Origin of the sequence: Salinirubellus litoreus, assembly GCF_037335815.1 — an archaeon.
In the GTDB taxonomy this organism is placed as follows: Archaea; Halobacteriota; Halobacteria; order Halobacteriales; family Haloarculaceae; genus Salinirubellus; species Salinirubellus litoreus.
On record NZ_CP147842.1, the window covers coordinates 11,824 to 38,695 of the forward strand.

Here is a 26,872-nt window from a genome sequence, read left to right on the forward strand (position 1 = left end):
TCCTGCCTCCAGCTCGGAAGGCGAACCTCGAGTGGGCTTGGCGATACCTCAGCAGTACGGTCGAGGCTCGATCTCGACGGTGTGAGTTCGATCCGAAGGAACGGTTCCGCTCGTGATCCCCGGCCTCTCACCGAGTTCCGTTCGGCGGTTCGACGAGCCGGACCTCCTGGGTGCAGCTGTCACCGCATCTCATCAAGTGGGACGAACGACCCTTCGTGGGCCGCGATCCACTCGGAGTGCAGCATTCGCTCACTCTTCGGGAGCGGCGAGATCGTACATGTCTGCACGTCATCGCCCCGCTCCGTGATATCGGCCGTGAACAGCTCTCGTCGATCGGACCAGGGCAGGTCTCCGTCGTCGGCTCTCGTTGGCGGGGTACTCACTCTTATCACCCGTGTCGTGTCACACTGGCGTGCTACACGGGCGTATGCCCCACGTCGATTTAGGTACCATCGTTGTTCCAAGAAATTGGGACTGGACAACCGGAGAGAATCAACGTCGCTCTCAGCCACGAACGAGCCCATGCTGCCGAATCGATCCCTTCCCGCCCGTCACCGCTGGTCGGTCCGACGGTGACACGGGACACTCGATGCCGAACGGGTCGGTTCAAACGTTGCGCCCCAGGAGGCAGTTGGCTACTCCTCGAGCATCCAGCCGAAGCGCCGCTCCCAGAACGTCTCGTCCGGGGGCTTCTTCGTGCGCCCTTGGGTCTTCTTGTCGCGAATCTGCCGCTCGAGGACGTCCCGCGCCTCGTTGAGCGCATGGCTCGCGCCGTACCCCTCCCCCGATGCGACGTAGAGCCCCTGGTCGGTGTGCAGGCGGATACGGGCGAGCAGCAGTGGCGTCCCCCGATGCTTCTCATCGTGCTCGTGGAGGTGGACCTTCGCGTCGAGAACGTTCATCCCGTGGTCCCGATCGTCGAACTTCTCGACCATCGCAACGACCTCCTCGTACTGCACGTCGTCGAGCAGATCCGCGCCGTAGACCTGGACAGCCCGGTTGCCGCCGGCCTCCCAGGTGAGCGCGTCGATGACATCCGTCTTTGTGACGATTCCGTAGGGGTGGCCGTCCTCGGTTACGACCAGGGAGGATCCCTCGATGGCGAACATCTCTTCGACGGCGTCTTGGAGCGTCGCGTCGGGTCTGATCGTCCGCACCGGCGAGACCATGACGTCCCTGACCGGGAGGTCGAGCACCCGTGCGAGCTCCCCTTCGCGTGCCCCGAACCCGCCACCGCGCGTCCGACCGCTGCTTGCGGAGACGTTCCCGCCGAACGAGTCCGTCCCGCCCGCGTCGCCGCCCTTGCTCTGCTCCGCCGGACGGATCGTGAGATCGGTCACGTTGTAGAGACTCAGGATACCGACCACTGTGTCGTTCTCAACGACTGGGAGGTGCGTGATCCGGTGCTCCCGGAAGACGTGGAGCGCCTCGCCGAACGTCGAGTCCGGATCGACCGTGACGAGGTCAGCGGTGTACGCGTTGGCCACGGTCGCCGCATCGAGGAACGGCTGGACTGCCTGTAAGATCGCATCAATCGTGACCACCCCCACCAGATCGCGCCCCTCGAACACGGGGAGGATCTGCGAGTCGCTGTCGATCATGAGCTGTGCGACCTTGCGAACGTCCTCATCGGGCGTGAGCCTAGGGACGTGCCAGACCAGCGATCCGAGCTTCTCGTGGGGCTGGTGGTGTGAGGTGGCGAGTTGTCGCCGCGTGACGACTCCCTCGAACTCGTCGCCGTGCACCACCACACCCTTGAGGGTGGGGTCGTCAAACGCACCGACGAGTTTCGACACGGGCGTCTCCGGGTCGAACTGAACGTACTCCTCCGAGACGATATCAGTGATGTCCATGGTTGGGGGTGTATTCAGCTGGGGCAGTCGTTCGGTCACGTCCGTCCGACTGGGTGACTTCCAAGCGGACCTTCGCGAGATACCTGCAAGTACTCGCCGGTGGTTCTCGTCGTCTGGAAATCCACAGACGATCCGCCCAGTACGGCGACCGGTGACGTGGCAGATCATTGCCCTCATGATAGCCGGGGGCAGTAGAGCCGAGAGCGGTTCTACGGGTCCCAAATCGAGGTATGGAGTCCGGCATCCTGGCATGGCAAGAGAATCTATCGGACCACGGTGACCGGGATGTCGGCGTGCAGAACCACACCGAAGGCGACGCTCCCGAGGAGCAGTTGCGGGACGTTCGACATCCCTCTACCGCCGATGACGATCTGGTCGATCCCGCGTTCGTCGACGTAGTCGAGGACTTCGCGGACTGGATGTCCGATCAGGACCTCCGTCTCGATCTGGACGCCGGCCTCCTCGGCAGCCGTCTCGGCGTCCTCGAGGAGTTCTTCAGCCCGTTCCGTGGCCCGTCGTCGTAACTCCTCGCGTCCGACGAGGAGCTCTCCATAGGGGGCCCCCAGGTGAGCACGGTCGATGACGTGCAACGCCGTGATGTCTGCATCGGGAAACGACTCGATGGCGTACTCGAGCGCATCGAGGGACGTATCGGAGCCGTCATAGGGGACCAGGATGTCCGTCATCGGTCACGGACCCCCCCGCATTCTGGAAGGGATGGTGTCCAGTCGACCCGTCATTCTGCTCCCGTGTCAAGGTACGTCATCGCCTCCTCGTCGGAGACCTGCTCGAACCGTTCATAGAACTGGCCGACGCCCATGAAGCTCTCCGGCGTTTCAAGGCAGACGACCTCATCAGCCATCTCCTCCAGTTCGTGGATGGTCTCCGGCGGGCCGACGGGCACCGCGAGCACGATCCGATCGACGCTGGCGTTGCGAAGCCGAAGCAGACATGCCTTGATTGTTGAGCCCGTCGCAACGCCATCGTCGACGACAACCGCGGTCCTGCCGGACAGGTCGGGCTCGGCCCGGTCGCCCCGGTACCGCTCGGCCTTCTGGCGAGCGTTAGCCGCTTCCTCCTCGCGCTTGCGCTCGAAGTACATCTCGTCGCCGCCCGTTCCACGGAAGGTCTCCTCATTGCGCCAGACGCTCCCGTCGCTCGCGACGGCGCCGATGGCGTACTCCGGGTTTCCCGGCGCACCGATCTTCGTCGCGACGACGATGTCCAGCGGGACATCGAGCGCGTCCGCGACGGCCCGCCCGAGCGGAAGGCCGCCCCTGGGAATGGCGAGGACAATATCCGCGTCGATCTCCCGCTCGCGGAGTGTCTCTCCGAGCAGTTCTCCCGCTTCCGTTCGATCCCTGAATCGACGAGGTCTCGGCATCGTTCTCTGAAGAGAGCTGACTCACACCAATGTAGTACACGGCTGTTCCTGTGAGATGGGAAGGACCGTGTCTGTGAACCTGCTGGGAGTGTCGGTTCGGGCATGCCCCGGAGTTCAGAGGACCTGGTATCAATCCCGGTCGATGACGTCGAACTCGAGGGAATGCTCGAGATTCCGGATGGTACGTCGGGACTGGTCGTTTTCGCTCATGGGAGCGGTTCCAGCCGGAAGAGCCCGCGAAACAACTACGTCGCAGAGGTCATCCGCGAGCGAGGCCTCGGGACGCTGCTGTTCGATCTCCTGACCGAGGAGGAGGAACGGGCCCGCGAGAACCGCTTCGATATCGAGTTACTGACCGACCGACTCGTCGCAGTCACCGAGTGGCTTCGAGGGCACGGGGCGACCCGCGAGCTGTCTGTAGGATACTTCGGGTCGAGCACGGGTGCCGCCTCGGCGCTCCGGGCAGCGGCCCGGCGCGAGGACGTCGACGCGGTCGTCTCGCGCGGTGGTCGCGTCGACCTGGCCTCGGCGGTGCTCGAGGAGGTCCAGGCACCGACGCTGTTCGTCGTCGGGGAGGACGACACGCAGGTCCTCGAACTCAATCGCGAGGCCTACGACGAACTCCCCGGCGAGCGGGACCTTCACGTGGTGCCCGGCGCGGGTCACCTCTTCGAGGGCGAGGGCGAACTCGAAGAGGTCGCCGACGTCGCCGCCGACTGGTTCGCCGAGCACCTCCGATGACGGTCTCCCGTCACTATCCCCTCGTCGATCCGACTGTCGCTCCTCGCATGTCCGATCCGATACTACTCGGGCGTGCAGCTACGACCATCCCACCCTTCCGACGATCCGCGCCCTCGGGGAGACGGTGGGTCGGAAGCAACGACGTGTCGAGACGGCCGGTCGGCCGGCGCTCGAACGGGGTCGACGTCAGGGAGTCCCATCGGGAGATCCGTCGCCGCACGGAACCGTTCCGTGTATGGATTCGGGGCCATCCTGTACCGGCTGTTCGGGGACGAGCTAGTCGTGACGCCACGGGCCCAGGGGTGTGGTCCTGATGGATTTCGTCGTTACGCCGACGGCCGAACACTTCGATATCGACGCACACCGACTCGGGGAGCATTCACAGGACGAGACTCGCACCTTCCCCGATGGCGAAGTTTACGTTCAGTTGGAGGCGCTCGCTTCGATCGACCGTGCCACGGTGATCCACTCGGGACAGCCACACCCGAATCGCGGACTGGCATACCTCTACGGCGTGCTCGACCTGCTCCGGACGAACGGCTGTACGATCACGCTCGTGTTCACGTACGTCCCGTACTGTCGACAGGATTCGGAGTTCTACGCCGGAACGCTGAACTACGCTCGATCGCTCCTCCGTATGGTAACCGACTGCTACGGGGTGGATCGTATCTATGCCGTCGATCCGCATTTCAGTCACCAGGAGTGGATCCGAGACTTCCCCGTAGAGCGGCTCGAGGCGTATCCGCTGATCCACGAACGGGTCGAAATGGAAGACTACGTGGTGGTCGGGCCGGATCTCGGCGCAGTCGAGCGGTTCGACATCCCGGGCTTCGAAAAGACCCGGACAGGCGCACGCGACGTCGAACTGGCGGGCGAGTTCGATGTCGGGGGGCAGAACGTGCTGGTGTTCGATGACCTCATTGCCACTGGGGGGACGATGGTGAGCGCCTTCGAGCGGTTGAAAGATCAGGACGCGGCCACCGTCCAGGCTGCCGCGATCCACGGCGTCCTAGAAGACGGCGTCGAGCGTGTTCGGGAGACCGACGACACACTCTATCTGACGAATACGATCGCGAGGGAAGCAGCCGACATCGGCGCCGAACCATTGATCGAGAACACGGTTCCTGGGTGAACGGCTGTCTCTCCGACGATCGGGTATCGATCGCGGTACTTGGAGCCCGCGCGTCGAATACAGGCTGCTCGCAGTCCCCCTCTCCATCCGACCCCCGTCCCGTAGTCCGGAACAGTTCCATGATCGCGCCGTGTATTCGCCGTGTAGTGTAGACGAATATACCGCGCAAGCCGGGCGTTCAGCGGATGAACTCGCTTACGATACCACCCGCGATGGCCAAAGTGATTGCACCGGCGATAAAGGGCGCTCCCGGAGCGAATCCCGCGACTACGACGAGGTACACGCTAATGGCGCTCACGGTGCCGACCGCGATCGAGACGCGGATGGCGAGCGACTGGATACCTCCTGACCGAGTTCCCGTCGCATTTCGACCGAGGGATATGCCACCGAGAACGCCGAAGAGGAGGGCGCCGATCGAAACGACAGCGGCAGGAACAGATTCCCGATCCGGAAAAGTGGCTCGATACCAGTACTAGGGGGTGGATAGGCGATTACAACAGCGATGAATGCGACGACGACCAGTGCTTCACCGAGTCGATCCATGTCGGCTACAATTCCCTCGTTTGCCCCTACTGAAAAGTACCTTCTGGATATACCGGGTTACCAGCATCGACGCCGGTTCCATTGAGTCGGTGATCTCGGCTCGATATCCCGGATCACACACTCGATACCAGGTGGGTGGACAGGGATCAGGATCGCGAGCGAACGGGGATGCCTCGAGAATACGGGGGTCCGGTACGATTCGAACATCACGAACAAGAGGTATATAGCGCAGGAGGAGTACAGAACCGTGTGCGATGGGTAGCGACGACACGTCGCCGACGACTTCCACGGGATCTCGGTGCAATTGTAAGATCGGCAAGGCGATCGAGCGGTTCGGCCTGACCGAACTGAACGGCGACCTGATCGACGCGTGGACGGGGGCGGCGGACGGAGCGAGCCTGCGGGACCTCGAACGCGAGATCAATCGGCGCGTGCTCTCGGCCGCACTTCGAGCGGCGGCCGTCGACCCGCCCGAGGGCAGTGTGGAAGCGACCTACCGCGTGCTTACCGAAGACGACAGCGGTGGGGGCCGCGTGGCGATCCGGAACCGACTCGACCGACAGGGAGTCGATATCGACGCTGTCGAGAACGCCTTCGTCTCCCACCAGACGGTCCATAACCACTTGCGGAGGTGTCTCGACGTCAGTCATAATTCCGAGTCCCCGACTCCCGAGGAACGGCTCGACACGGGCCGCCAGACCGTGACAGCCCTCCGCTCTCGGCTCGAGGCCGTGACGGAGACCGTCGTCGACCAGTTACGACGCGCGGACGTGCTCTCGCTCCCGCCGTTCGATGTCTACGTCGATGTCAACGTCGCCTGCCGCGAGTGTGGACGGTATCACTCGATCGAAGAGTTGCTTTCGACTCGTGGGTGTGCCTGTCGCGACGATGACTGACGGGCGGGGAACCGGCCTGTTTTGAGACGGTCGTGACGTATATAGCGTTTCACACCGACCTTCGAGTTCGTATGTCGGAGATGTCGTCGCCGGAGGTGACGAACGCATCGGCGGAGGTCGATGTCGTTAATATCGGAGGGATCATTGACACGTCGGTCTCCCTCCGACCGGGTGTGAACGTGCTGACCGGTCGGAACGCGACTAACCGGACGTCGTTCCTTCGAGCACTGATGGCGGCACTCGGCAGCGACAGAGTGTCGCTCAAGAGTGACACCGAACAGGGGTCAGTCAAACTCACGCTCGGCGACCAGACCTATACCCGGACGCTACGGCGCGACGGGTCGGGGTCACGTATCCAGCTCGACGGCGATCCCTACCTCGAGGAGTCCACAGCCGCGAACCTGTTCGCCTTCCTCCTCGAGGACAACGAAGCACGGCAAAGCGTCGTCCGGGCGGATGGGCTCCGTGAGGTCATGATGGAGCCGGTCGACGTCGAATCGATCCGAGCCGAGATCGAACGGCTGGAGGCGAAGAAACGCGACCTCGAAACCCGGCTGGACGATCTCGAAGGCGCCCGCGACCGACTCGTCGAGCTGCGATCCCGACGTGCGGAACTGGAAGACGAGCTCGAGGAGAAGCGGGCCGAGCTGGATGACATCGAAGCGACCATCGAGGCGGCCGACACGAGCGTCGAGGAGACGCGTAAAGAGCAGAAGACGTTCGAATCGACGTTGGGTGCCCTCCGGGATGCCCGTTCGACACTCGAGGACATTCGGTTCAAGATAGAATCCGAACGGGAGAGCCTCACGTCGACCCGAGACTCGATCGAGGCGGCCCGCGAGGAACTGGACGAACTCGACGAGGTAGAGTCGGAGATCGCGGTCGTAGAGGAGCGGATAGAGGCGCTAACCGACCGGAAACGCGAACTCGATTCGACCGTCAACGGACTTCAGAACCTCATTCGGTTCAACGAGGAGGTGCTCGACGGCGAGAACGACCTCCGGGAAACGCTCCGGTCGATCGAGGACGGTCCCGCCGATGATGGTGACACCGGCTCGATTACCGACCAACTCGTCGCGGACGAACGGGTCTGCTGGACCTGCGGGACCGAGGTCGAACGGAACCGCATCGAGTCGATGCTCGACCGATTGCGGTCGACGAGCCGAGAGAAACAGCAGGAACGGAGTGACCTCACCTCGGACCTCGACGAGCTTCGTACACGCCGACGAGAACTGGTGTCGCAGCGCGATCGTCGACAGGAACTCAAGGAGCGTATCGAACGCCTCGAAGAGGAGGCCGACGAACGTGAAGGTCGTCTCGAGCGGTTGACCGAGGAACACGAGACCGCCGAGCGCCGAGTGAGGAAGTTAGAGTCCCGCGCGGACGAACTTCGGACTGACGATGACGACGAGCTGCTCGAACTGCACAGTGAAGCCAATGAAATCGAGTTCGAGATCGGTCGGTTGAGTACTCAACTGGAGGAGATAAGCGATGAGATCGAAGATATCGAGTCACAGTTGATACAAGAATCGGAACTCGAGAACCGGCGTCAGGATATCCAAGCCGAACTCGAAGAACTCCGGACAAAGGTCGACAAGATGGAGCGAGACGCGGTCTCGCAGTTCAACGACCACATGGAGACACTCCTCGAGATCCTCGAGTACAATGATCTTGAGCGCGTCTGGATCGAGCGCCGGAACAGCGAGAGGAGCAAGAGCCGCCGATCGACGTCAGACAGTCGATTTGACCTCCACGTCGTACGGAAGGGCGAATCGGGAGCGGCGTATGAAGACACCGTCGACCATCTGTCGGAGAGTGAACGAGAGGTAGTTGGGTTAGTTTTCGCGCTCGCGGGCTACCTTGTCCACGAGGTCAACGAGGAACTCCCGTTCGTACTCCTGGATTCGCTGGAATCGATTGACGCGAACCGCTTGGATGCGCTCATCGGATACTTCAGCGGGTATGCGGACTACCTAGTGGTCGCCCTCCTCCCGGAAGACGCGTCCGAAATCACCATCGAGCACCACCGAGTGACCGACATCTGACCCGGCTATTCTACCGGCGGGATCCATTCGAACGGAGCTCGCGCATCGGTACTGCTTCGGAGTCGGCGCCAACCCGTATCAAGCCAGGGAAACGCCGGTCTGAATCGGATCGGATCTCCCGGGGCCGGTTCCGTTCGTTTTGAGTGGCAAACCCCTGCTCCGTACGGTTGCTGAAGAAGAGCGTACAGTCGCTCGCTCCGGGGAACACGAGATGATCCTCCCGTCCGGCCACATGTGGTCAAGAGGGCATCGGCCACCTCGCACGAACTGGTCATGAAGGCCAGTTCGTTCGACGGAGCGGAGCACCGACAGTCGACGGACATTTGCGCAGGAATCGGTCTGTCTAACGGTAGGTGTGACCCGACGTTCGACTCTTCTGCTGACGTTTACGTTGAGTTGGGATGCCACGAATCCGGATCGACCACCCCGTGAAATACAACCATTATTAGGTAATTTTTCGGATGTGATGTATCGGAGTTTGACGGCACTAGTTCCGTCAATCACTGGATCACCTCCAGTGAATCTGTATCCCGAGTTCCCTGCAACTGGGATAGTCGAATGGGATAACTGTACGACGGTTTAGTCGAGAGGAAGTGACCTCGGTTGGGGAGAGACCACTTCTCGGATGCGTCTGCGACCTCTAACAGCTCTTGGTATCGGTTGCGGATAGTCACGACACTGACCGCCTTCTGTGAGGGCTTTTCGCCGGTGAGTTGCCCGGCGGCGTAGATCGCTGCTGCGGCCAGCCCGACCGGGCTCTTCCCGTTGAACACGCCCGTCCCTTTCGCCTCGTGGAGGAGTTCGCGGGCGTGATAGCGGGTTTCGTCTCCCACTTCAGATCGTCGACGATTCGGTCGACGAACCGGAGCGGGTCCGCGGGCTCGACCGCGAGCCCGATCTCCCGGTTGATATACCGGTAGGTACGTTTGAACTCCATCTCACCGATGCGGCTGACGGTAGCGACTTCGTCGATGCTGCGCGGTCGGTTCATTTGCCGGGCCGCGGCGTAGATCGCGGCGGTCGCGACGCCCTCGATCGATCGACCCGGCAGGAGGTCCTCGTCGAGCTCGCGTCGGTAGATGACCGAAGCGGTCTCGCGCACGTCCTTCGGGAGCCCGAGGGCACTACCCATCCGTTCGATCTCCGCGAGGGCCTGCTTGAGGTTGCGCTCCTTGTGGTCGCGTGTGCGGAAGCGTTCGTCCCACGTCCGAAGTCGCTGCATCTTCCGGCGGTGCCGCGAACTAAGCGCGTTTCCGTGGGCGTCCTTGTCCTGCCAGTCGATTACGCTCGAGAGCCCTTTGTCGTGCATGAGATTCGTCGTCGGGGCCCCGACGCGGCTCTTCTCGTCTCTCTCCTCCGGGGTGAACGCGCGCCACTCCGGGCTGGGATCGACCTCGGCCTCGTCGACGACCAGCCCACACTGGGCGCAGACCGTCTCGGTGCGGTCGGCGTTGGACTCTAGCTGTCCGCCACACTCGGGACACGTCGACGCTCGACTCGAAACCCGCGAATCTTCGGTCGATTCCGTATCCAGTGACTCGTTACTGTATGCTCGAAGTGTGGTCTCACTCATTGGGATACCAGTTTGGGAAAGGGGACCTGGAGCTTCCCCACCCTAATACTAACGTAAGATAAGTACTATAAATGTATAACTCTTACTCACAAGAGCCTCCGGCGATCCTGGAAACAGCAAAGAGCCCGTGGAATACCGGAGTCAAGCTGTTGTGGGCGGAACTCTTTCACAACCGGGCGACTCATCGACGTGGAGGCTCGAGTCGATTCCCCTTTATAACTCTATCGTCAAACTTCATGGGATGGCGGTAACCGTACGACCCGAGTCAACAGCCGGAGATAGGGTCCCGTGACTCCCCATGCCGGAATGCAAGAACTGCGGTTCGTTCGTCACGCCCGGATTCGCCCGGGTGTTCGGTGACAATCGAAACGAGGTTCACGGGTGCAAGAACTGCCTGAAGATGGCCGAGATACGGGACGGGGGCACGGCTTAGTTCGGGCCGTCATTCGCTATTCGCGATACGTGCGCCCGAACACGACAGAAGCCAATTCGTCCGGTCAGATAGTCCTCGGTCCGGCAGGTAAACGGGAGGTGTCCGAGGTAACGTGGTGCGAGTCGCCGATGTCATATCAGTACAGTTGATACCCGACGATGCGGACTCTCGAGCAGATGGGTTCACGGAAACCGCAGACGAGAGCGACTCTCGTTAGTTTCGTCCTCGCGATCGTTCTCCTCTCTGCGCTTCTCTATATCGTCGGCGTGGCGGATATACTCGCGGTTCTGGGCGCAGTCGATCCCGTGGTGGTCGGTGTCCTCTCGGGCGTCGTCCTGTGCTGGATCGGCGTGTGGAGCGGATCGTTACGCATCGTCCTCCGAGTCCTCGATCTACCCGACCCGCCCGTTCGGACGTTCCTCGCATATACCAGCATGATGTTCTGGGACAACATTACACCCTTTTCGACGGTCGCTGCGGACCCTATCGCTGCGGGGATACTCGCCGAGACGTTCGATGTGGAGTACGAACGAAGCCTCGCTATCGTCATCACGGTCGATTTCCTCAATTTCGTCCCAGCACCCCTTTTTGCCATCGTTGGCCTCCTCTACGTCGTGGCGACCGCCGCCGCGGGGGATATCATTGGGACTATTATGATCCCCCTCATTGCGGGCTTGGTGCTCCTGACGCTTGTCAGTTACCTCTCCTGGCAACATCGACAGCTGCTCGGCAGCGCGGTCGTCACAGCGATCGCAAGGACGACACGGATGCTCGGGCGGATCGTCCCGGGTATCGAAGCCCAGGAGCGACACGAGCTCCAGTGGCGCATGGATACGCTTCTCGAGCAACTAGAAACGGTCGCGACTCATCGACGAGCACTCGTGCTCGTCCTCCTGCTCGCGGTTACCGGGTGGGCGTTCCTGTCGCTCGCCCTCTGGCTTTCGCTCTACGCTGTCGGCGTGGTTATTCCGCCCGGTGTCACTCTCTTCGCCGTCCCCCTGGTGACCGTCGTCGAACTCGTCCCCTCCCCGGCGGTGTCGGTGGACTGGAACCTCTACTCGTGCTGCTCCTTGCGTCAACAACGGGCGGTTCACTCGCAGCCGTGACGGCGGGCGTTCTCGTGTTTCGACTCGGCACACACTGGGTTCCAATCGTCCTCGGTGGAACCGCGCTCCCCGTTCTCCTGGCTCGTTGATCGACGGCCTACCTTGACGGGAAGGGCGACTCCGACGTCGCTGGGATGGCACCTCGGCCCGGCCTGGGTCGTGTCGATCACACGAAGCCCATGCTCGATGGCGCCCTCTCACTTTTCGAGCATGTCTTCGGGCCCATCCCCTTCGACCTTCTCGATCGATTCGAGGACCCGTTCGATATCCTCTTCGGCTGCCTGTCCGGCCTGTTCGCCAGCACCTTCTTCGATGCGAGTCTGTTCGACGGTCTTCTCGCTCACTTCCTCACCAAGTGCTTCGTGAGCTTTCGGCCGCCAGTCGTCACACTCGGCGAGTGCGTCCGCATCGATGTCGCTCTCTCGCAACGCTCGGGCGATCCGCTCACCGTGAGCGACGACCTCATCCCATCATCCGTGGACAAGAAAGCCGGAGACGCGTTCTTCCATAACGGACGGTCATCTCGAACGGTGACTCACTCCGAGTATCCTTCCTGGAGGAATTCCCCTTCCGTCTCGTAGATGGAAACTAACTCCGTGATGAACTCCTCGTGGAACCAGTGGTCCTCCTCACTGTATCCCTCGAGAACAGCCCCGTTGGCCTCGATGATCCCCCTGATAATGTCGAGTTTGCCGAGGATCCACTCGATGCGATAGAGCTGCTGGACGGTGTCCGGCGCTTCGCCCTCGAACTCGTCGAGGGTCGAGACCGACGATATCTTATCGCTTTCTCGGAGCGTTTCGGTTAGCGCCTCGAGCGCGGTCGGCGATCCCGTGACCCAGACGTATGGTGGCCCGGCTCTGCGTTGGGACGATCCGCTCGAGTTCAGCAGAGAGTCCGTTGCCACCAGCAATGTAGCTCCCGAGTTCGAAGCGCTCCGTCGAGATCGTAAACTCGACCAGTATAGTCACACCCAGGAATCTCCTCGGGGCGATTCTTCGGACGACATTGCGGTGTTCGAATACCGGAAACCGTCGGCGAATAAACCGGTCGCCCGAGCTCCGGCGGAGTTCCGACCCGGATTCGCTATCCAGGATGGGGATGGACGAGAGACCCGACTGGCCCCTCGCTTTCAGGCGTGACTGATTGGAGAACTTCGGACTGTACCTGGCCACCTCAAGCCCCGTTCGGATGAGCAGGAGAAGGAGAACGCGTGGCTAACTGACTTCCAGCCCGGCGACGCCCTCCGGGATGGCACCCGAATCGCCACGACGTGCTGTAGTCTCTTTCCCACACCGCAGGAATAGGCGCGATGATTGATGCTACCGTCGCGGGAAGGGTCGAATGGCATGGATTTCGACGAGTTCACAGGGACGGTCCAGCACCGACTCGAACTGCCGGCTACCGGCGAGACGATGCGGGCGATTCGGGCGACGCTGATGACACTGGGACAGCGGATCCAGGACGGAAACGCCGAAGACCTCGCCGCCTCGCTCCCGATGGAGATTAAGTGGTACCTGACCGGCGCGGTTCACGAGCACGGCCAGCGGTTCGACTGGTCGGAGTTCGTAACACGGGTCGCCGAGATCGAGCACGTAGACAGGTCGGATGCCGCGTATCACGCCCAGGTCATCATCGACCTCGTGAGGACGCTGGTCCCGCCGTCGGACTTCCAGCAGCTCCGGGACCAACTCCCGGAGAGCGAAGACGACGAGAACTGGCGGAAACTGTTCGAGGTCGTCGACGCCGGTGGCTGGGGCGACGCTCAGGAGGCACAGACCGGTGGCGGGCCACAGACTGAGGGATAGAGACGACGGGGCAGCCCTCAGAGTGACCCCCAGCGCTGTACGTCGAACCTGCAGCGGTCGTCGACGGCGACTAAGGACGAAACGATAAACCCCACTCAACGGGCACCGTACGTCACAATAGGTGGGATGGCAGAGTGGACGAATGTGCCTGCCTGGAAAGCAGGTGGCCGAGAGGCCTCGTGGGTTCGAATCCCACTCCCACCGTTCTCCGAGGAGTGAAATACGACCAGCAAACGATCGACATTTTGACCGAGCCACCCTGTACAACGCACACGAGCAAAGGGAGCGACCGTCTCTCGGCCGGCCCAGAATCCTGTCGATATCGCCACGACTACTCTTACGAAACGCGATACTCACATTTCGGGACGCGTATACCGAGGTCGTATCCACGAGCTCCGATCACGACGCTGTCGGCAATGCTCCGAGTCTTGCCAATCTGCCGACCTCGGACTGATGAAGTCGTTGTCCCCGCCTGGAATCCTTGGTACCGGATTCTTTCATCACGTCACGGAGACGGCGTACGTACCGGTCTTTTAGCCTTGCTGAGAGGTTCAGTCGAATCCCGCACGAACCCCGCTAGTGAATCAGGATTCCCGCCGTTCGGACGGCCGACCCGGGGTACGCGGGCGAGTAATAACAGACCGAACGGCTGCCACACACAGGGATTCTTCTCCTCAACTGGGATCCATCTTACGAGCTTTTGTTTATGACGCACCATGATGTGTACTGGTGGAGACATCATGGATAAGAACGTTGGCGGTTACGATCGAATCGGGCGGTTCGTGGTCGGTGCAGTATTCCTCGTGGCGGGAATCGCTGGCTACGCCGGTATGTTGCGAGTCGCTGTAGGACCCGTCCCACAGGCTCTTCTGGCGTTGATGCTCGTCCTGATCGGAGCGATTTTGCTCGCGACTGGATACATCCAGAAGTGCCCGATCAACAGCGTGCTGGGGATGAACACCTACGAGTCCCGCAGTCGCTGACCCGGGCCCAACTACCATCTGTTTGATCCGCTCTCCATGTACTAAGCGCGACTTTCACATATCCGCAGGATGCCCGTTTCCAGTGGTATCACGTCAGGGTTGTCGCTCATCGGGAGGACCGGATCCGATGCCCATCGATTGGGTGGCCGAACCACGACTCGGGACTGACGGGCGAGCTCTTGTCAAGAAAGAGTAAACACCGAGTGTCCGCTTTCACCGTGCCCGAAATCACGGCTCCCGGGCGTCGTTGAGCTCGCGATCGGACGTCGCGATGACGAGGTCGTCCGCGTTGTAGACGACCTCCGTCCCTTCCTGGAGGTCGCGGACGGTTACCTCGGTCCCGTCGGTGGTCCACTCCGCTCGGAGACCGTCTCGTTCGACCGCGTCGAAATCTGTCTCCGAGAGGGCGTGCGCGAGTCGATCGAACGCGTCGTTTCCAAGTGGCATTTATTACTGGCTCGGACGCGGCCTCCGAAGTTAATACCCTCGGAGTGACACTCCGGGGATATGGTGCTCCCCTGACGTTCGGTGGGCTGGTCACGTCGGCGCTCGGTGACCTCCTCACACGCCTGTTCGATGCCGCGCAGGCGGCCGGCCTCTTCACCGGGATCCTCTTGGTAGTGTACCTCCCTGGACGGCTGCTGGTTGTCCCGGCGCTCCAGCGACTGGAACCGGTCGTGCCGATCTCCGAGACGGTCACCCATCCGTTCATCAAGATCACGAACGCCGCCTTCGCGTTGTTCTCCCTCTACCTGGCGGTTCCGTTGTCGGGACTGGCCACGACGCCGACGACGATCACGGCCCTCTCGGCAGCAGCGACCCTCGCTATCGGCTTCGCCTCCCGGGACGTCCTCAGTAACCTGGTGAGCGGCGCGTTTATCGTGACCGACCCGAAGTTCCACATCGGTGACTGGATCATCTGGAAGGACAGGCAGGGGATCATCGAGGACGTCAGTTTCCGCGTCACCCGCGTCCACACGTTCAACAACGAGCTCATCACGGTTCCGAACTCGGAGCTCACGGCGAACGCTGTCGTAAATCCCGGCGCGAAGGACGCGCTCCGTATTGCCCAGGAACTTCCGGTCAGTTACGAGGACACTGTCGCCCACGCGGAGGGGGTCATCATCGACGTCGCCCGCGAGCACAAGGAAATCCGCGACCGGCCACGAGCGACCGTCCGGGTCGAGGAACTGGGTGACTCGGCGCTCGTGCTGATGGCCCGGTTCTGGATCGACGACCCAGCGCGGGCGAACGTCCTCCGCATCCGGTCGGAGTTCATCGAGCGGGTAAGCGAGCGATTCGCCGAGGAGGGCATCGAGATGCCGTACCCGCAACGCGAGCTCTCGGGGAACATCGAGACCCACGCGGCACCCGGACAGGCGTCGCTTGTCGATGAGTGACGCGGAGTCGAGCGACGGGAAAGCACGTCCCTCGGTCGGATCCCTGCCCGGCAGTTCTGGCAAACTCCGATCCCATCCAGACGTTCACTCATGAAGAGTCCTCCCTGCCGAGTCCCGGTCGAAGGAAAGACCACACCGTTCTGGCTATCGATCCCGGTGTTCTCACCCATAGCCTGATCTCTCCATCGAGCCGCGCCGAACGTATAGTTAATAGAATACTACCTCCCGAGCCAGATCGGCTTCAGAGAGCCGCTTGGTGAGACCGAGAAAGAGACTGTGCCGCGTGTCGTACTCCCGCACCTCCCAGACTAATTTCCGCTATTGGCTTAGAGTTGGTCACGGTTTCGACCAATGCGATATGTTGACATTGATGAAATCGTTGCCTTCCCCGGACATGTGGACGTCTATCCGATCGACGGTACAACAGTACCGGCCGAGATGTTTGCCACAAGCCGAGAGTCGGGGCATTCAATAAGCAATATATCGGAGAGTCGTTCGAGTTTCCGATAGGCCGTTGAAAGGGGTAGACCTCACGCGTCGGACAACTCGGAAGCGGTGAGTCTCTAATTCGTCGTCACTCGGGAGATAGCTTTCTATCTCGAATCAGCCAGTGCGATCAGATCGGCTTCCCGGGATTGTTCGTCGGTGCGAAACGCCAGCTCCGATCCGTCAGGGGTTCAGTATCGGTCCCAAGTCACGACTCGGTGATTTTTCATATGCCTGGTGAATTTTATAGTTATCTGTGTAGAACTGTCTCGAGAGATCGATCGGGTCACCGTCTTGTATCGGTCCGGTCTCTGGACCTTCGAACCCGAGCGCCGGTTACCACGAGTCAGACGAGCTGGACTGGGCGGTCGGATTGGGCGACGAACCGACTCCCCACGACCTCGCCCGGTTGATCGACGTAGACATCCCCGTCGTGCGAGTCCGATACGAACTCGAGGAGAAGAATGTCACGCTAAAGACGGTGCTCGACCGGCACACGGAGGAATTAGGCCTCTGACCGCCGGACGCCGGGCCCTCATCGGTCGCAAGGCGGGCAAGCGGAGAGACGAGTCGTCGCGGATGTCTGGACTCCTGAGACTATAACAACCGGATCCCATCATGGTGAACGGAGACGGGATGGATACAGCTCTCGGTGGAGGGCGAACTCGGAGCAGCGAGGTACAGGTATTCTCGTCGGCCCGGAGTCGACGACGGTTTGCGACTCACTTGCTCGTGGCTGTCGTCGCCCTCGTCGCCGTGACGGTCGTCGTCCGACAGCACTTCACGTTCCTAGCCGACGCCGACGCGCTACGGTCGATCATCCGACAGTACGGGTTCTGGGCGCCGCTCGTTCTGGTGGTCCTCCAGATACTGCAGGTCGTTCTGGCGCCGATCCCCGGACAGGTCCTGGCGGTCGTCGCCGGCTATCTCTTCGGCGCGTGGTGGGGTACCCTCTACAACATGATCGGGATCGCCATCGGGAGTTCCATCGCGTTCTGGCTGTCTCGACGGTTCGGCCGGGCATACGTGGAGAACATCGTCCACGAGGAGGCGCTCGCATCGTTCGACGCGATCAGCGACGACTACGGCCGGGCGACGCTTTTTCTCCTGTTCCTCGTCCCCGGCCTTCCGGACGACGTGCTCTGTTTCGCCGGCGGGCTGACCGAGATCCCGCTCCGACAGCTCATTTTTCTCGCGGTGATCGGTCGAACGCCGGCGTTCTTCCTCGCGAACGTCGTCGGTGACTTCCTCGGCACCGGCCGGGGCACGGCCGCGATCGCGCTGACCGTCGCTCTCTCAATCCTGGCCGTGCTCGGATACCTGAACCGTGACCGGATCGTCCGTCTGTTCTCGAGCGAACCATAGAACACACGGCTCGGTCAGTCGTCGGCGGTTCGTTCGATCGTGGTGGTTCGGTCGCCCCATTCGGTGGCCTCCTCAACACTCACCCCGGCAGCGTCGGTAACCGCGTCGACGTCCGAATCCGCGAGGTCCACGATCCTGCGGATACCCCCTTGCCGGAGCCGTTCGGCGTAGGTCGGGCCGATACCATCGACGGTTTCGAAATGTCGACCGGACTCGCCCGACCGCTCTACCCCTCGGCCAGATCGCGTGCCGACTCCACCCAGTCTTGAGCTTGATCGCGGGTCGCCTCGGCGGCCGCGGCGACGGTCTCCGGCTCAGTGGTGGCGAGCGACATGACGTCCTCGATCCCTGCCTCGCGCAGTCGACCCGCGTAGGTGGGTCCAATCCCCTCAACGTCCTCCAGTTCGACCGCGGCCGCGAGGTCGGCGTCCTCGATTGCCTCCTCGATCTCCTCGCTGATGGCCGCGGCGATTCCCATAACGACTACCCTGCCGGCCGTCTCATCGCCCTGTACCTGGACGACGATGCCGTCGGACCCTTCACTGATCCGGATATCGACGCCCAGTGCATCCTCAACGAACCGTCGGATCGACTCAACGTCGCGCTGGACGATCCCGTGATCGATGTGACCGGATTCGCCGGCGATCCGGACCTCTACTTCGTCCGCGCCCCCGACAGTCACGTCCGTTTCGACATCGTAGCCGAGCACCTCTTCGATGCCCTCGCCGATGACGTCCGCGAGCGAGGGCGCTCCCGACTGCTCGAAGAACCACTCGGCGACCTCTGGCCAAACGTCACGGTGGACGGTGTCGGACATCGACAGGCCGACGTGCCCTGTCGGATACTGAATGACCGTCACGTCGGCGGGGATCACATCGTTGAACGCTAGACTCGCCTCATTCGGCACGAGGTTGTCGTACTCGCCGACGATCTGTAACACCGGCATGTCGAGATTCATAATATCGACGTGTTCGCCGCCGACCTCCAGTTCGTTTCTGTAGAGACAATTGCTCTGATAGATATCCTCCAAGAATTGGACGTAGACTTCGCTGGCAACGTCGACCCCGTCGGAGAGCCAGCGCTCCATCCGGGCGAAGTTCTCGACGAAATCCTCGTTCTCGAGTCGGTCGTACAGGTGGACGTACTTCGTGAGGTAGTTCGCGATGGGATCCATCAGCGCGAACCCGATAGCGAGGAATTCCGCTGGAACGGTCCCAAACATCTCGGTCACACCGCGAGAGTCATAGTACGCCCCGTCACCCCACAGCTCGAGGATTCCGCCGCTGTCCTCGAAGTAGAGGCCCGTCGCCATCAGCCCGAGCGTTTTGACCTTCTCGGGGTGGAGCGCGGCGTAGATGGTCGACAGCGTCCCCCCCATGCAGTAGCCGAGTACGTTGATCGCGTCCTGCCCCGAACGGTCGCGAACGACGTCCACACAGTTGTCGATGTAGCGTTCGACGTAGTCGTAGATGCCGAGCGATACGTCCAGCCGTGACGGTTCTCCCCAGTCGATCAGATACACGTCGTGACCTGCCTCCAGCAGACGACGGACGACTGAACGATCGGGCTGGAGGTCCAGTATGAAGGGTTTGTTGATCAGGGCGTACACGACGAGGATGGGGACGTCGTGCTGTGACTCGGTCAACGGTTCGTAGTGCAGGAGCTCCAGCTTGTTTTCCGTGTAGACGACCTCACTGGGAGTCTCACCGACGTCTACCGATGCCATCGAGGTCAGGCGGTCGTCAGCGATAGCCGACTTCCGAATCACGTCAGCGGCCGTCTTCATTACCTCGCGTTGAATGGCCGCCGTATTCGTGACTGGGTTTGACTTCGTCGGCTCCCAACTATTGTCGGTCATAGGATCGGACCTCGCTTCGCTCACTCGGGTGTCCACAGTCGAGCTCTCGTAGCATTCGACTTCTCCGCGAGACTCGGTCCCCGGTGAGGGTATATCCTCCTTCGGTTCTCATGAAATGGGTACCAGGAATCGATTGATTTCAGCCGAGGATCCACGCCTACGTACCATGCTAGACAGCAAGGTCGCCATCATCACCGGCGGTGCGTCGGGGATCGGCCGGGCCACCGCTGCGGAGTTCATCGCGGAGGGTGCGGAGGTCGTGATCGCGGACATCGACGAGGACCGTGGAACCGCCGTCGCCGAGGAACTGGGCTGTGAGTTTGTCCGCACGGACGTGAGCGAGTACGACCAGGTCGATGAACTTGTCGAGTCCACCGTCCAGGAGCACGGGAGGCTCGACGTCATGGTGAACAACGCCGGGATCGGCAGCGAGACCAGTATCGAAGAGATGGAACTGGAGGAGTGGCATCGGGTCGTCGAGGTGGACCTCAGCGGGGTGATGTACGGGATGAAGGCCTCCCTCCCGCACTTGGACGAATCGGACGGATGTATTATCAACACGGCTTCGATCTACGGGCTGGTGGGCGGAAAGGGCGCGGCCTCCTACTCGGCGGCCAAGGGGGGCGTCGTCAACCTCACCCAGCAGGTGGCGATCGACTACGCCGACGAAGGCATCCGCGTCAACAGTGTCTGCCCGGGCTTCGTCGACACGCCGATGACGGAAGAGTTGCTGGAGTCAGAGCGGTTCTACAGTTTCCTTGAGGCGAACACGCCGATGGACCGCCCGGCCCAGCCCGAGGAGATCGCCCCCGTGATCGCGTTCCTCGCCTCGGAGAAGGCCTCCTACATGACCGGGGCGAACGTCCCCGTCGACGGTGGGTGGACCGCGCACTGACCGATGTTCCCGACCCACAGCCGTCTCAGGCCCGGTTCCGGAGGGAATCTCCTCTGGTTCTCGATAGACAATCCCGCACGCCGACGACAGAGACTCGAGGAGTAACGGTCGAGCGGGAGCTCGGATCCCCGAAACTCGCCCCGTGTGACGCACACAGGTAAAATATCGCTTCGCCGCCTCACCGGAGCCCCACCGGTAGTCATCACGCCAGTAGTCCTCCGACCGTCGATAGTCCGGGGTTCGTATTCCACGCGCCGGAGGAGAGGCACACTGACTGACGGAGCGACCGGGCAAGACAGAGAAAGGGAACGCAGTTCGCTGCTGTCCTCGGGTTGAGGTCCCTGGCTATCTCGGGCGCACGCTTTTTCAAGCCACACCCATAGGTCAGGTACAATGAACACCAACCAGAATTCTGGATCGCTATCCAGGATCGGTGTGTGGCTCTCGAACCCGGGACCGAGCTGGTAACGCCGCGTTCTAGCCGGCCGTTTCGAGTCACCGAGATCTCACCCGATCGTCTCCGGATCCGCTTCGACGATAGCGGCGAGGAGCGCGTGCTCAGGCGGGAACAGTTCGGGATCCTCGCCGACCGTCTGGAGGAACACCGACTCGCCGTTGCCGAACTCCCACACGGCGTCGAGCCGTACGCCACGATCCTGACGCCGCTGGCCGACTATGGCGTCGAGGACGACGACATCGTCTACTTCTCCGACCCCGAGATGGGCGGCGGGAGTCCATACCTCATCTCGCCGGCAGAGGCCCGCACGCACCCCGAGCGTCTCTACGATGACGCAATCTTGCTGGCGGACCTACTCGAGTCGCTGGATGCTGGCGATCCCGAGCGGCTCGAGACAGACTCATTGACCGACCTGTACGTCCTCCTCTCGGATGTACAACACGAGGCGGACCGCCTCCGACAGACCGCTCGGGAGTCGCTTCTGGCCCGCCTCAGTTCGGATCAGGAATTACACGGCAGGTTCGGGACGATACGTCGAACGACCCGCGAGCGCCGGCAGCCGAAGGACGACGAGGCGGTATTTGACGCCCTGGACGAGCGCAGTATTCCCCGCGAGTGGGTGCTCGGAGTAGATCGCGACAGGCTCGACGTCGTGTTGGCCGTGACCGACCTCGATGAGGACGAAGTGTACGATATCGAAGAGCAGGACTGCGTCCAGAAGATCCACGTCGAGGAGGAGGCGAAGTATTCCAGACTGCAGGACCTCGCGGACCGACTCGAGGAGATCGAAGGGGCGGATGCCGAAGAACTTCGCGATGACATCCTCGAGTTGGAGGCCCGCTTGAACGAGGCGTTGTCGGCCTGATGCTGGCGCCAGATGCTGCTGTCGATACGTTGTGCTGCTGAGGACTGCCCCGGGGTTGGATCGGATGGAACAAGAGAACCCGATGTAGGGATTCGATCGATTCGAACTCCGGGAGCGATTGGACCGGAGTAACGGACCCGACTTGACGGACGATCAGGAGGTCGACAACGCCTCCGGATCGATGGTCAGGCGCAGGTCGATCGCGTACACGCTGTCGGGAGAGACGACGAGCGGATTGACGTCGAGTTCTTCGATCGCGGGGAAGTCGGTCACGAGCTGGGAGATCCGCTGGATCGTCTCGACGACGGCGTCGAGGTCCGCCGGCGCCCGGCCCCGTGCACCGCGGAGCATCGGAGCGGCCTGGATCTCCTCGGTCATCTCGCGGGCCTCGCGCTCGGTGACCGGTGCCACCCGGAACGACGTGTCCTCGAAGATCTGGACGAAGATTCCGCCGAGCCCGAACATCACGAGGTGGCCGAACTGGGAGTCCCGCTTCGCGCCGACGATCGTCTCCGTACTCTCGTCCGGATCGACGAGTGCCTCGACGTGCACACCGAGGATCGTCGCCTCGGGGTCGTGATCGGTCGCCCGCTCGCGGATCGCCTGGAAGGTCTCTCGGACGTCCTCGAGCGGAACACCGACCTCGACGCCGCCAACATCGGACTTGTGGACGATGTCCGGGCTGACGATCTTCATGACGACCGGCCCGCCGATCTCCTCGGCGATCGACTCGGCCTCCGGGGCGCTCTCGGCGAGGCCACTCGCCGGCGTGGGGATCCCGTACGCGTCGAGCAGGTCCATCGCCTCGACGCCGAGGTAGTCGACCCCGCGGTCGACCGCCTCAGCGAGTATCTCGTGCGCCCGCTCCCGGTCGACGTCGAACTCGGTCGGCGATCCGTACTCTCGCTCCCTGACGTCCCGGTAGTTGGCGAGCGCGGTGAGGCTCGGGACCGCCCGGGCGGGGTCGAAGTAGTTGGGGATACCGTACGACGCCAGTTCTTCGGCCGCCCGGTCCGCCTCCTCGCCGCCCATCAGACACGCCACCACCGGCTTCCCGTGCCGTTCCTGCAGATCTCCGATAGCCTCGGCCAGCTCGTCGAACTCGAAGAGGGCCGTCGGGATCGAGAGGACGACGGCACCGCCCACCGTCTCGGCGCCCAGGACGATATCGAGCGCCTGCCGGAACCGGTCGAGGTCCGCATCGCCGATGATATCGAGCGGGTTGGTCGGGTCGGCCTCCTTCGGGAGTAGCTCCACGAGTTCGGCGCGCAGGTCCTCGTCGAACTCGGCAACGGTCAGCCGCGATTCGCCGATGGCGTCGGTCGCCAGCACGCCCGGCCCCCCGCCGTTCGTGACGACCGCCACGTCGTCGCGGTCGAGGAGCGGTTGCCCGGCGAGGACCTGCCCGAAGTCGAACACCTCCTGGATGTTCATCGCCCTGAGCGCCCCCGCCTGGCCGAGTCCGGCCTGGTAGGCCTGGTCGCTGCCGGCGATAGAGCCGGTGTGTGAGGCTGCGGCCTCGGCGCCTGCCTCGGTCCGGCCGGACTTGATGACCACGAGTGGGGTGTCCCTCGTCACCTCCCGGGCCGTCTCGATGAACGCCTCTCCGTCGTCGATGTCCTCGAGATACGCGAGGATGACGTCCGTGTCCGGGTCCTTGCCCCACTCGGCGAGGAAGTCGACCTCGTCGAGGACGGCCTCGTTGCCCAGCGAGACCACGTGTCTGAACCCGACCCCGTGCTGGGCCGCCCAGCCCAACACCGCGGCGATGAACGCCCCCGACTGGCTCATCAGCGAGACGTTCCCCTCCGGGGGACATCCCCGGGCGAACGTCGCGTTCAGCCCGTTGGACGTGTTGATGACGCCGACGCAGTTCGGCCCGACCAGGTCGAGGTCGTACTCCTCGGCGACCTCGATCAGTTCCGCCTCCCGTTGCCGACCTCGGTCGCCGGTCTCGCTGAATCCCGCCGTGATGACGACGACGGTCCCGATGCCGGTTTCGCCGGCCCCCCGGAGGACGTCGACCGCCTCAGAGGCAGGCACGACGACGATGGCCAGGTCTATCGACGACGTGTCCGGGACGGCGTCGATCCCTGGATAACACCTCTCGCCGAATACCGTCTCGCGGTTCGGGTTGACCGCGAGCACCTCTCCCTCGAACGACGAGAGGTTCTCCATCAGTGCCCGGCCGACCGAGCCCTCGCGATCGGTCGCCCCGATGACCGCAACTTGCTCCGGCGCGAACAGCGTCGAGAGGTCGGACACGGCGCTCACGCCTCCGCCGGACGGAACGTGAGGAGCGGCGCTCCCTCATCGCGCGGTTCGGTGTCGAGAAGCACCTCGTCGCCGATGGCAATGTCCTCCGCGGTCGCCTCCCGGAGTTGGCCCGTGAGTTGTATCCCCTCAGCCAACTCGACGAGGAGGACGGTGTAGGGGTCTCCCCGTGGAACTTCGGGGTCGTGACCGAGATCTCGGTGAACGACAGGACCTCACCCCGGTCCGAGAGCGCTTCCCGCGTCAACTCGGTCGACCCGCAGTCGGGACAGATCTGACGGGGTGGGAGCGTCGCCTCCCCGCACGCCTCGCAGACGAGGTACTGCCCGTCGCCCGATGCGATGGCGTCCGTGAAGTCGTCGAACCATGCAGGCATACTCACGCACCTCCGAGGACCGTCACGGTGGTGCTCGCACCGCTCCCGCCGACGTTGTGTGCGAGGGCGATCTCGGCGTCGTCGACCTGGTTCGGATGCCGTCCCTCGAGCTGTTTCGTCAGTTCGACGACTTGGCCGATCCCGGTCGCGCCCACCGGATGGCCCTTCCCGAGGAGGCCGCCCGACGTGTTGACCGGGAGTGTGCCATCGACCGCCGTCTCTCCCTCGACTGCCCCCCGTGTCCCCTCGCCCCGCTCGTAGAACCCCAGCGCCTCGATCGCCAGGACCTCCGCGATGGTGAAGCAGTCGTGGACCTCCACCACGTCGACCTCGTCGGGCGTGACGTCGGCATCGCGGTAGGCCGCCCGGGCCGCGCGCTCGGCCGCCGGCGTCCGGGTGATAGACGCCCGGTCCTGGAGTGCCACGGCGTCGCTCGACTGACCCGTCCCGAGAACGCTCGCCGACGTGTCGAGGTCGTTCTCCGCTGCGAACTCGTCGCTCACCATGACGACGGCGCTGGCCCCGTCGGAGACCGGACACGCGTCGTAGAGGACGAGCGGCGTGGCGATCGGTTTCGATTCCAGGACCTCCTCGGTGGTCAGTTCCTCTTGGAACTGTGCGAGGGGGTTCTCGACTGCGTTGTTGTGGTTCTTGACCGAGACGGCGGCGAGATCCCCGTTCGTCGCATCGAACTCGTGCATGTAGCGGCGGGCCATGAGCGCGTAGATCCCGGGGAAGGTCAGCCCCTGCTCGTTCTCGTAGACATCGTCGGCCGCGTTGGCCAGCGCGTCGGTCACGTGCTCGATATCGGCGACGGACATGAGTTCGACCCCGCCCGCGAGCACCACGTCGGCAGCCCCCGATTCGATGGCCGACACGGCCTGCCGGATGGTCGCACCTCCGGACGCACAGGCGCTCTCGATCCTGACCGAGGCCGCCTCGCGGGCGCCGACGTGGTCCGCCAGGAGCGGTCCCATGTGCCCCTGGTCCTCGATGAGGTCGCCCATGAAGTTCCCGACGTAGACGGCGTCTACGTCACCGGGGAAGAGAGGGGTCCCTTCGAACGCCTCGGCGGCCGCCTCGCCGAACAGCTCCCGCGACGAGGACTCCGGGTGTTGGTCGTACTTCGTACTCGCTACGCTTGCGATTATCGCTCCCATCTCGTGCCCCGGTACCGTAACCCGGGGATTAACATCACCGGTCGTTCCCGTTCGACAGGAATCGACTATCGTCGCGCTTCGATCGGACACGGCTGACGTGAGGTCTTTCTTCCGATCAGCGATCGAGGCAGGGTTCGTATCACTCATGCCTATCGTGGGCGATCGCCGGGTATGCCCAACTGGTGCGCTCGGTGTGGCCCTCGGCGAGGACGATATTCGTGTCTCCGTCATGGATGCACTCTCCCCACGGATCTGGATGACCGGCGCAGCGCTTCTCGTCCGGTCGTGCGCCACACACCGTCTATCGATGAGAAAGGATTGCGGAGCCGATTACGGCGGACCGGGATTGTCAACGAGGGTGCTGTGCTCGCTGAACATGAACTCGGGAAGGCTGATCTCTTCGGGATCGTATTCCGTACCGGGCACTTCGTTGTAGAGACGTGACACGACTTCACCGCGTTCGTTCGTCCGTGCAGGACGGTCGTGTACCGGCAGGACGAACTCGCCCTCGTAGAGCGCCTGCTTGACCGCGGTCTTCTCCTGTCGTTTGCTCGTCCCGTGGTTCCCCGTCGGTGCCGGCTCCTTGACGCCGACGCGCCCCGAGTTGGCGGGCGGGTGAGGCTCCTGAACCTGATCGTGGATATCGTAGATGACGTCGCCGCAGATGACGGCCGTCCCTTCGTCGGTTTCGACGTGCACGTTCATCGACCCCTCCGTGTGACCGCCGGCCGCGTGGCACGTGACGCCCGGGATGATCGTCTCCGGGCCGTCGTCGAGGTCGAGCAGCGCGAGCGCTTCGTCCTCGTGTAACCGATCGACGAGGTGTTTGACGTCCTCGGGTGGGTACTGCTTGCCCATGATCCCCGAGACGGAGTACTCCATCTCCCGGCGGTTGAGTGCCACCGTCGTGCTCATCGGGAACTGATCGTCCTGGCCCCCGTGATCGATGTGCATGTGGGTGTGAAGGATCCACCCGATGTCCTCGAAGTCGTACCCGTGCTGTCCGAGTTGGTTCTCGAGTCTCATCTCCGGCGGCCGGTAGCCCTGCATCCCAAGCCGCTGCATGATGTCCTCCTCGCGGAATCCCGTGTCGACGAGTACGGGTTCCTCGCCGCCCTCGATCAGGAACGCGTTGGTCGGCGCGGGGACGTCCTGACCGAGCTCCCGACCCAGGACGAGGAAGCTCGACTCGAGCGTGATGTCACCTGTGTCTAGTACCTTTATTTCGAGTCCCATGGG

At 62.7% G+C, this 26,872-nt stretch carries 22 protein-coding genes, 1 tRNA gene and 3 pseudogenes; 12 read left to right on the forward strand and 14 right to left on the reverse strand.

What is annotated here, in order from left to right:
* Positions 1 to 635: 635 nt before the first annotated feature.
* The 3 genes from WDJ58_RS22865 to WDJ58_RS22875 form a co-directional block, all read right to left on the reverse strand.
* A complete protein-coding gene (locus WDJ58_RS22865; RefSeq protein WP_338917922.1) occupies positions 636 to 1,853 on the reverse strand; it encodes a CBS domain-containing protein in 1,218 nt (405 codons plus the stop codon).
* 263 nt (positions 1,854 to 2,116) lie between these two features.
* Positions 2,117 to 2,539, reverse strand: coding sequence for a universal stress protein (locus WDJ58_RS22870; protein ID WP_338917923.1), 423 nt, complete (start codon positions 2,537 to 2,539; stop codon positions 2,117 to 2,119).
* A gap of 50 nt (positions 2,540 to 2,589) precedes the next feature.
* On the reverse strand, positions 2,590 to 3,237 hold the full coding sequence (locus WDJ58_RS22875) for a phosphoribosyltransferase (protein ID WP_338917924.1): 648 nt from the start codon (positions 3,235 to 3,237) through the stop codon (positions 2,590 to 2,592).
* Between the two features lie 102 nt (positions 3,238 to 3,339).
* Between WDJ58_RS22875 and WDJ58_RS22880 the strand changes: the two genes are divergently transcribed.
* The 4 genes from WDJ58_RS22880 to WDJ58_RS22895 all read left to right on the forward strand — a co-directional run bounded on the left by WDJ58_RS22880 (position 3,340) and on the right by WDJ58_RS22895 (position 8,594).
* Positions 3,340 to 3,978 (forward strand): dienelactone hydrolase family protein, encoded by a 639-nt coding sequence (locus tag WDJ58_RS22880; RefSeq protein ID WP_338917925.1) that lies wholly within the window; start codon positions 3,340 to 3,342, stop codon positions 3,976 to 3,978.
* 313 nt (positions 3,979 to 4,291) lie between these two features.
* Complete coding sequence (prs, locus tag WDJ58_RS22885; RefSeq protein ID WP_338917926.1) at positions 4,292 to 5,110, forward strand: ribose-phosphate diphosphokinase; 819 nt, start codon at positions 4,292 to 4,294, stop codon at positions 5,108 to 5,110.
* A 797-nt stretch (positions 5,111 to 5,907) separates the two neighbouring features.
* Positions 5,908 to 6,549, forward strand: coding sequence for a rod-determining factor RdfA (rdfA, locus tag WDJ58_RS22890; RefSeq protein ID WP_338917927.1), 642 nt, complete (start codon positions 5,908 to 5,910; stop codon positions 6,547 to 6,549).
* Between the two features lie 80 nt (positions 6,550 to 6,629).
* Positions 6,630 to 8,594 carry an archaea-specific SMC-related protein gene (locus WDJ58_RS22895; RefSeq protein WP_338918379.1) on the forward strand — a complete coding sequence of 655 codons (1,965 nt, stop codon included), beginning with the start codon at positions 6,630 to 6,632 and terminating at the stop codon, positions 8,592 to 8,594.
* Positions 8,595 to 9,217: 623 nt separating this feature from the next.
* Here WDJ58_RS22895 and WDJ58_RS22900 read toward each other — a convergent pair.
* Positions 9,218 to 10,167 (reverse strand): annotated as a pseudogene (locus WDJ58_RS22900) (transcription initiation factor IIB); the annotation flags it as partial.
* Positions 10,168 to 10,776: 609 nt separating this feature from the next.
* Between WDJ58_RS22900 and WDJ58_RS22905 the strand changes: the two are divergent.
* Entirely contained in the window at positions 10,777 to 11,706 is a 930-nt protein-coding gene (locus WDJ58_RS22905; RefSeq protein ID WP_338917928.1) for a lysylphosphatidylglycerol synthase transmembrane domain-containing protein, read from the forward strand.
* Between the two features lie 197 nt (positions 11,707 to 11,903).
* Here the strand turns inward: WDJ58_RS22905 and WDJ58_RS22910 are convergent, their stop codons facing one another.
* Positions 11,904 to 12,134, reverse strand: a complete 231-nt coding sequence (locus WDJ58_RS22910; protein ID WP_338917929.1) for a DUF5828 family protein — start codon at positions 12,132 to 12,134, stop codon at positions 11,904 to 11,906.
* A gap of 107 nt (positions 12,135 to 12,241) precedes the next feature.
* Positions 12,242 to 12,619, reverse strand: a complete 378-nt coding sequence (locus WDJ58_RS22915) for a DUF7557 family protein (RefSeq protein WP_338918410.1) — start codon at positions 12,617 to 12,619, stop codon at positions 12,242 to 12,244.
* A gap of 436 nt (positions 12,620 to 13,055) precedes the next feature.
* On the opposite strand from WDJ58_RS22915, the gene WDJ58_RS22920 reads away from it, so the two are divergent.
* From WDJ58_RS22920 to WDJ58_RS22930, 3 genes are all read left to right on the forward strand, one after another.
* A complete protein-coding gene (locus tag WDJ58_RS22920) occupies positions 13,056 to 13,514 on the forward strand; it encodes a DUF2267 domain-containing protein (protein WP_338917930.1) in 459 nt (152 codons plus the stop codon).
* 120 nt (positions 13,515 to 13,634) lie between these two features.
* Positions 13,635 to 13,718, forward strand: a tRNA-Ser gene (locus WDJ58_RS22925).
* A 536-nt stretch (positions 13,719 to 14,254) separates the two neighbouring features.
* A complete protein-coding gene (locus tag WDJ58_RS22930) occupies positions 14,255 to 14,497 on the forward strand; it encodes a YgaP family membrane protein (protein ID WP_338917931.1) in 243 nt (80 codons plus the stop codon).
* A 228-nt stretch (positions 14,498 to 14,725) separates the two neighbouring features.
* On the opposite strand, the gene WDJ58_RS22935 is transcribed toward WDJ58_RS22930, so the two are convergent.
* Positions 14,726 to 14,944 carry a hypothetical protein gene (locus WDJ58_RS22935; RefSeq protein ID WP_338917932.1) on the reverse strand — a complete coding sequence of 73 codons (219 nt, stop codon included), beginning with the start codon at positions 14,942 to 14,944 and terminating at the stop codon, positions 14,726 to 14,728.
* A gap of 44 nt (positions 14,945 to 14,988) precedes the next feature.
* On the opposite strand from WDJ58_RS22935, the gene WDJ58_RS22940 reads away from it, so the two are divergent.
* A complete protein-coding gene (locus WDJ58_RS22940) occupies positions 14,989 to 15,897 on the forward strand; it encodes a mechanosensitive ion channel family protein (protein WP_338917933.1) in 909 nt (302 codons plus the stop codon).
* A 1,218-nt stretch (positions 15,898 to 17,115) separates the two neighbouring features.
* Positions 17,116 to 17,748 (forward strand): TVP38/TMEM64 family protein, encoded by a 633-nt coding sequence (locus WDJ58_RS22945; RefSeq protein WP_338918380.1) that lies wholly within the window; start codon positions 17,116 to 17,118, stop codon positions 17,746 to 17,748.
* Positions 17,749 to 17,762: 14 nt separating this feature from the next.
* Here WDJ58_RS22945 and WDJ58_RS22950 read toward each other — a convergent pair whose 3' ends face one another.
* The gene (locus WDJ58_RS22950) at positions 17,763 to 18,011 is read right to left on the reverse strand and encodes a helix-hairpin-helix domain-containing protein (protein ID WP_338918381.1); all 249 of its coding nucleotides are present in this window, start codon (positions 18,009 to 18,011) and stop codon (positions 17,763 to 17,765) included.
* Positions 17,975 to 19,606, reverse strand: coding sequence for a class III poly(R)-hydroxyalkanoic acid synthase subunit PhaC (phaC, locus tag WDJ58_RS22955; RefSeq protein WP_380661754.1), 1,632 nt, complete (start codon positions 19,604 to 19,606; stop codon positions 17,975 to 17,977). Before phaC ends, WDJ58_RS22950 begins: the two co-directional genes overlap by 37 nt.
* Positions 19,607 to 19,772: 166 nt before the next feature.
* On the opposite strand from phaC, the gene WDJ58_RS22960 reads away from it, so the two are divergent.
* Positions 19,773 to 20,501, forward strand: coding sequence for an SDR family NAD(P)-dependent oxidoreductase (locus tag WDJ58_RS22960; RefSeq protein WP_338917934.1), 729 nt, complete (start codon positions 19,773 to 19,775; stop codon positions 20,499 to 20,501).
* Between the two features lie 416 nt (positions 20,502 to 20,917).
* A complete protein-coding gene (locus WDJ58_RS22965) occupies positions 20,918 to 21,823 on the forward strand; it encodes a hypothetical protein (RefSeq protein WP_338918383.1) in 906 nt (301 codons plus the stop codon).
* Positions 21,824 to 21,976: 153 nt separating this feature from the next.
* Here the strand turns inward: WDJ58_RS22965 and WDJ58_RS22970 are convergent, their stop codons facing one another.
* From WDJ58_RS22970 to WDJ58_RS22985, 5 genes and pseudogenes are all read right to left on the reverse strand, one after another.
* The gene (locus WDJ58_RS22970; RefSeq protein WP_338918384.1) at positions 21,977 to 24,088 is read right to left on the reverse strand and encodes an acetate--CoA ligase family protein; all 2,112 of its coding nucleotides are present in this window, start codon (positions 24,086 to 24,088) and stop codon (positions 21,977 to 21,979) included.
* Between the two features lie 5 nt (positions 24,089 to 24,093).
* Positions 24,094 to 24,243, reverse strand: a pseudogene (locus tag WDJ58_RS22975) (hypothetical protein); the annotation flags it as partial.
* A 131-nt stretch (positions 24,244 to 24,374) separates the two neighbouring features.
* Positions 24,375 to 24,473 (reverse strand): annotated as a pseudogene (locus WDJ58_RS26450) (hypothetical protein); the annotation flags it as partial.
* A gap of 2 nt (positions 24,474 to 24,475) precedes the next feature.
* Positions 24,476 to 25,633 (reverse strand): thiolase domain-containing protein, encoded by a 1,158-nt coding sequence (locus WDJ58_RS22980; protein ID WP_338917935.1) that lies wholly within the window; start codon positions 25,631 to 25,633, stop codon positions 24,476 to 24,478.
* A gap of 330 nt (positions 25,634 to 25,963) precedes the next feature.
* Positions 25,964 to 26,869, reverse strand: a complete 906-nt coding sequence (locus WDJ58_RS22985; protein ID WP_338917936.1) for an N-acyl homoserine lactonase family protein — start codon at positions 26,867 to 26,869, stop codon at positions 25,964 to 25,966.
* Positions 26,870 to 26,872: the final 3 nt, after the last annotated feature.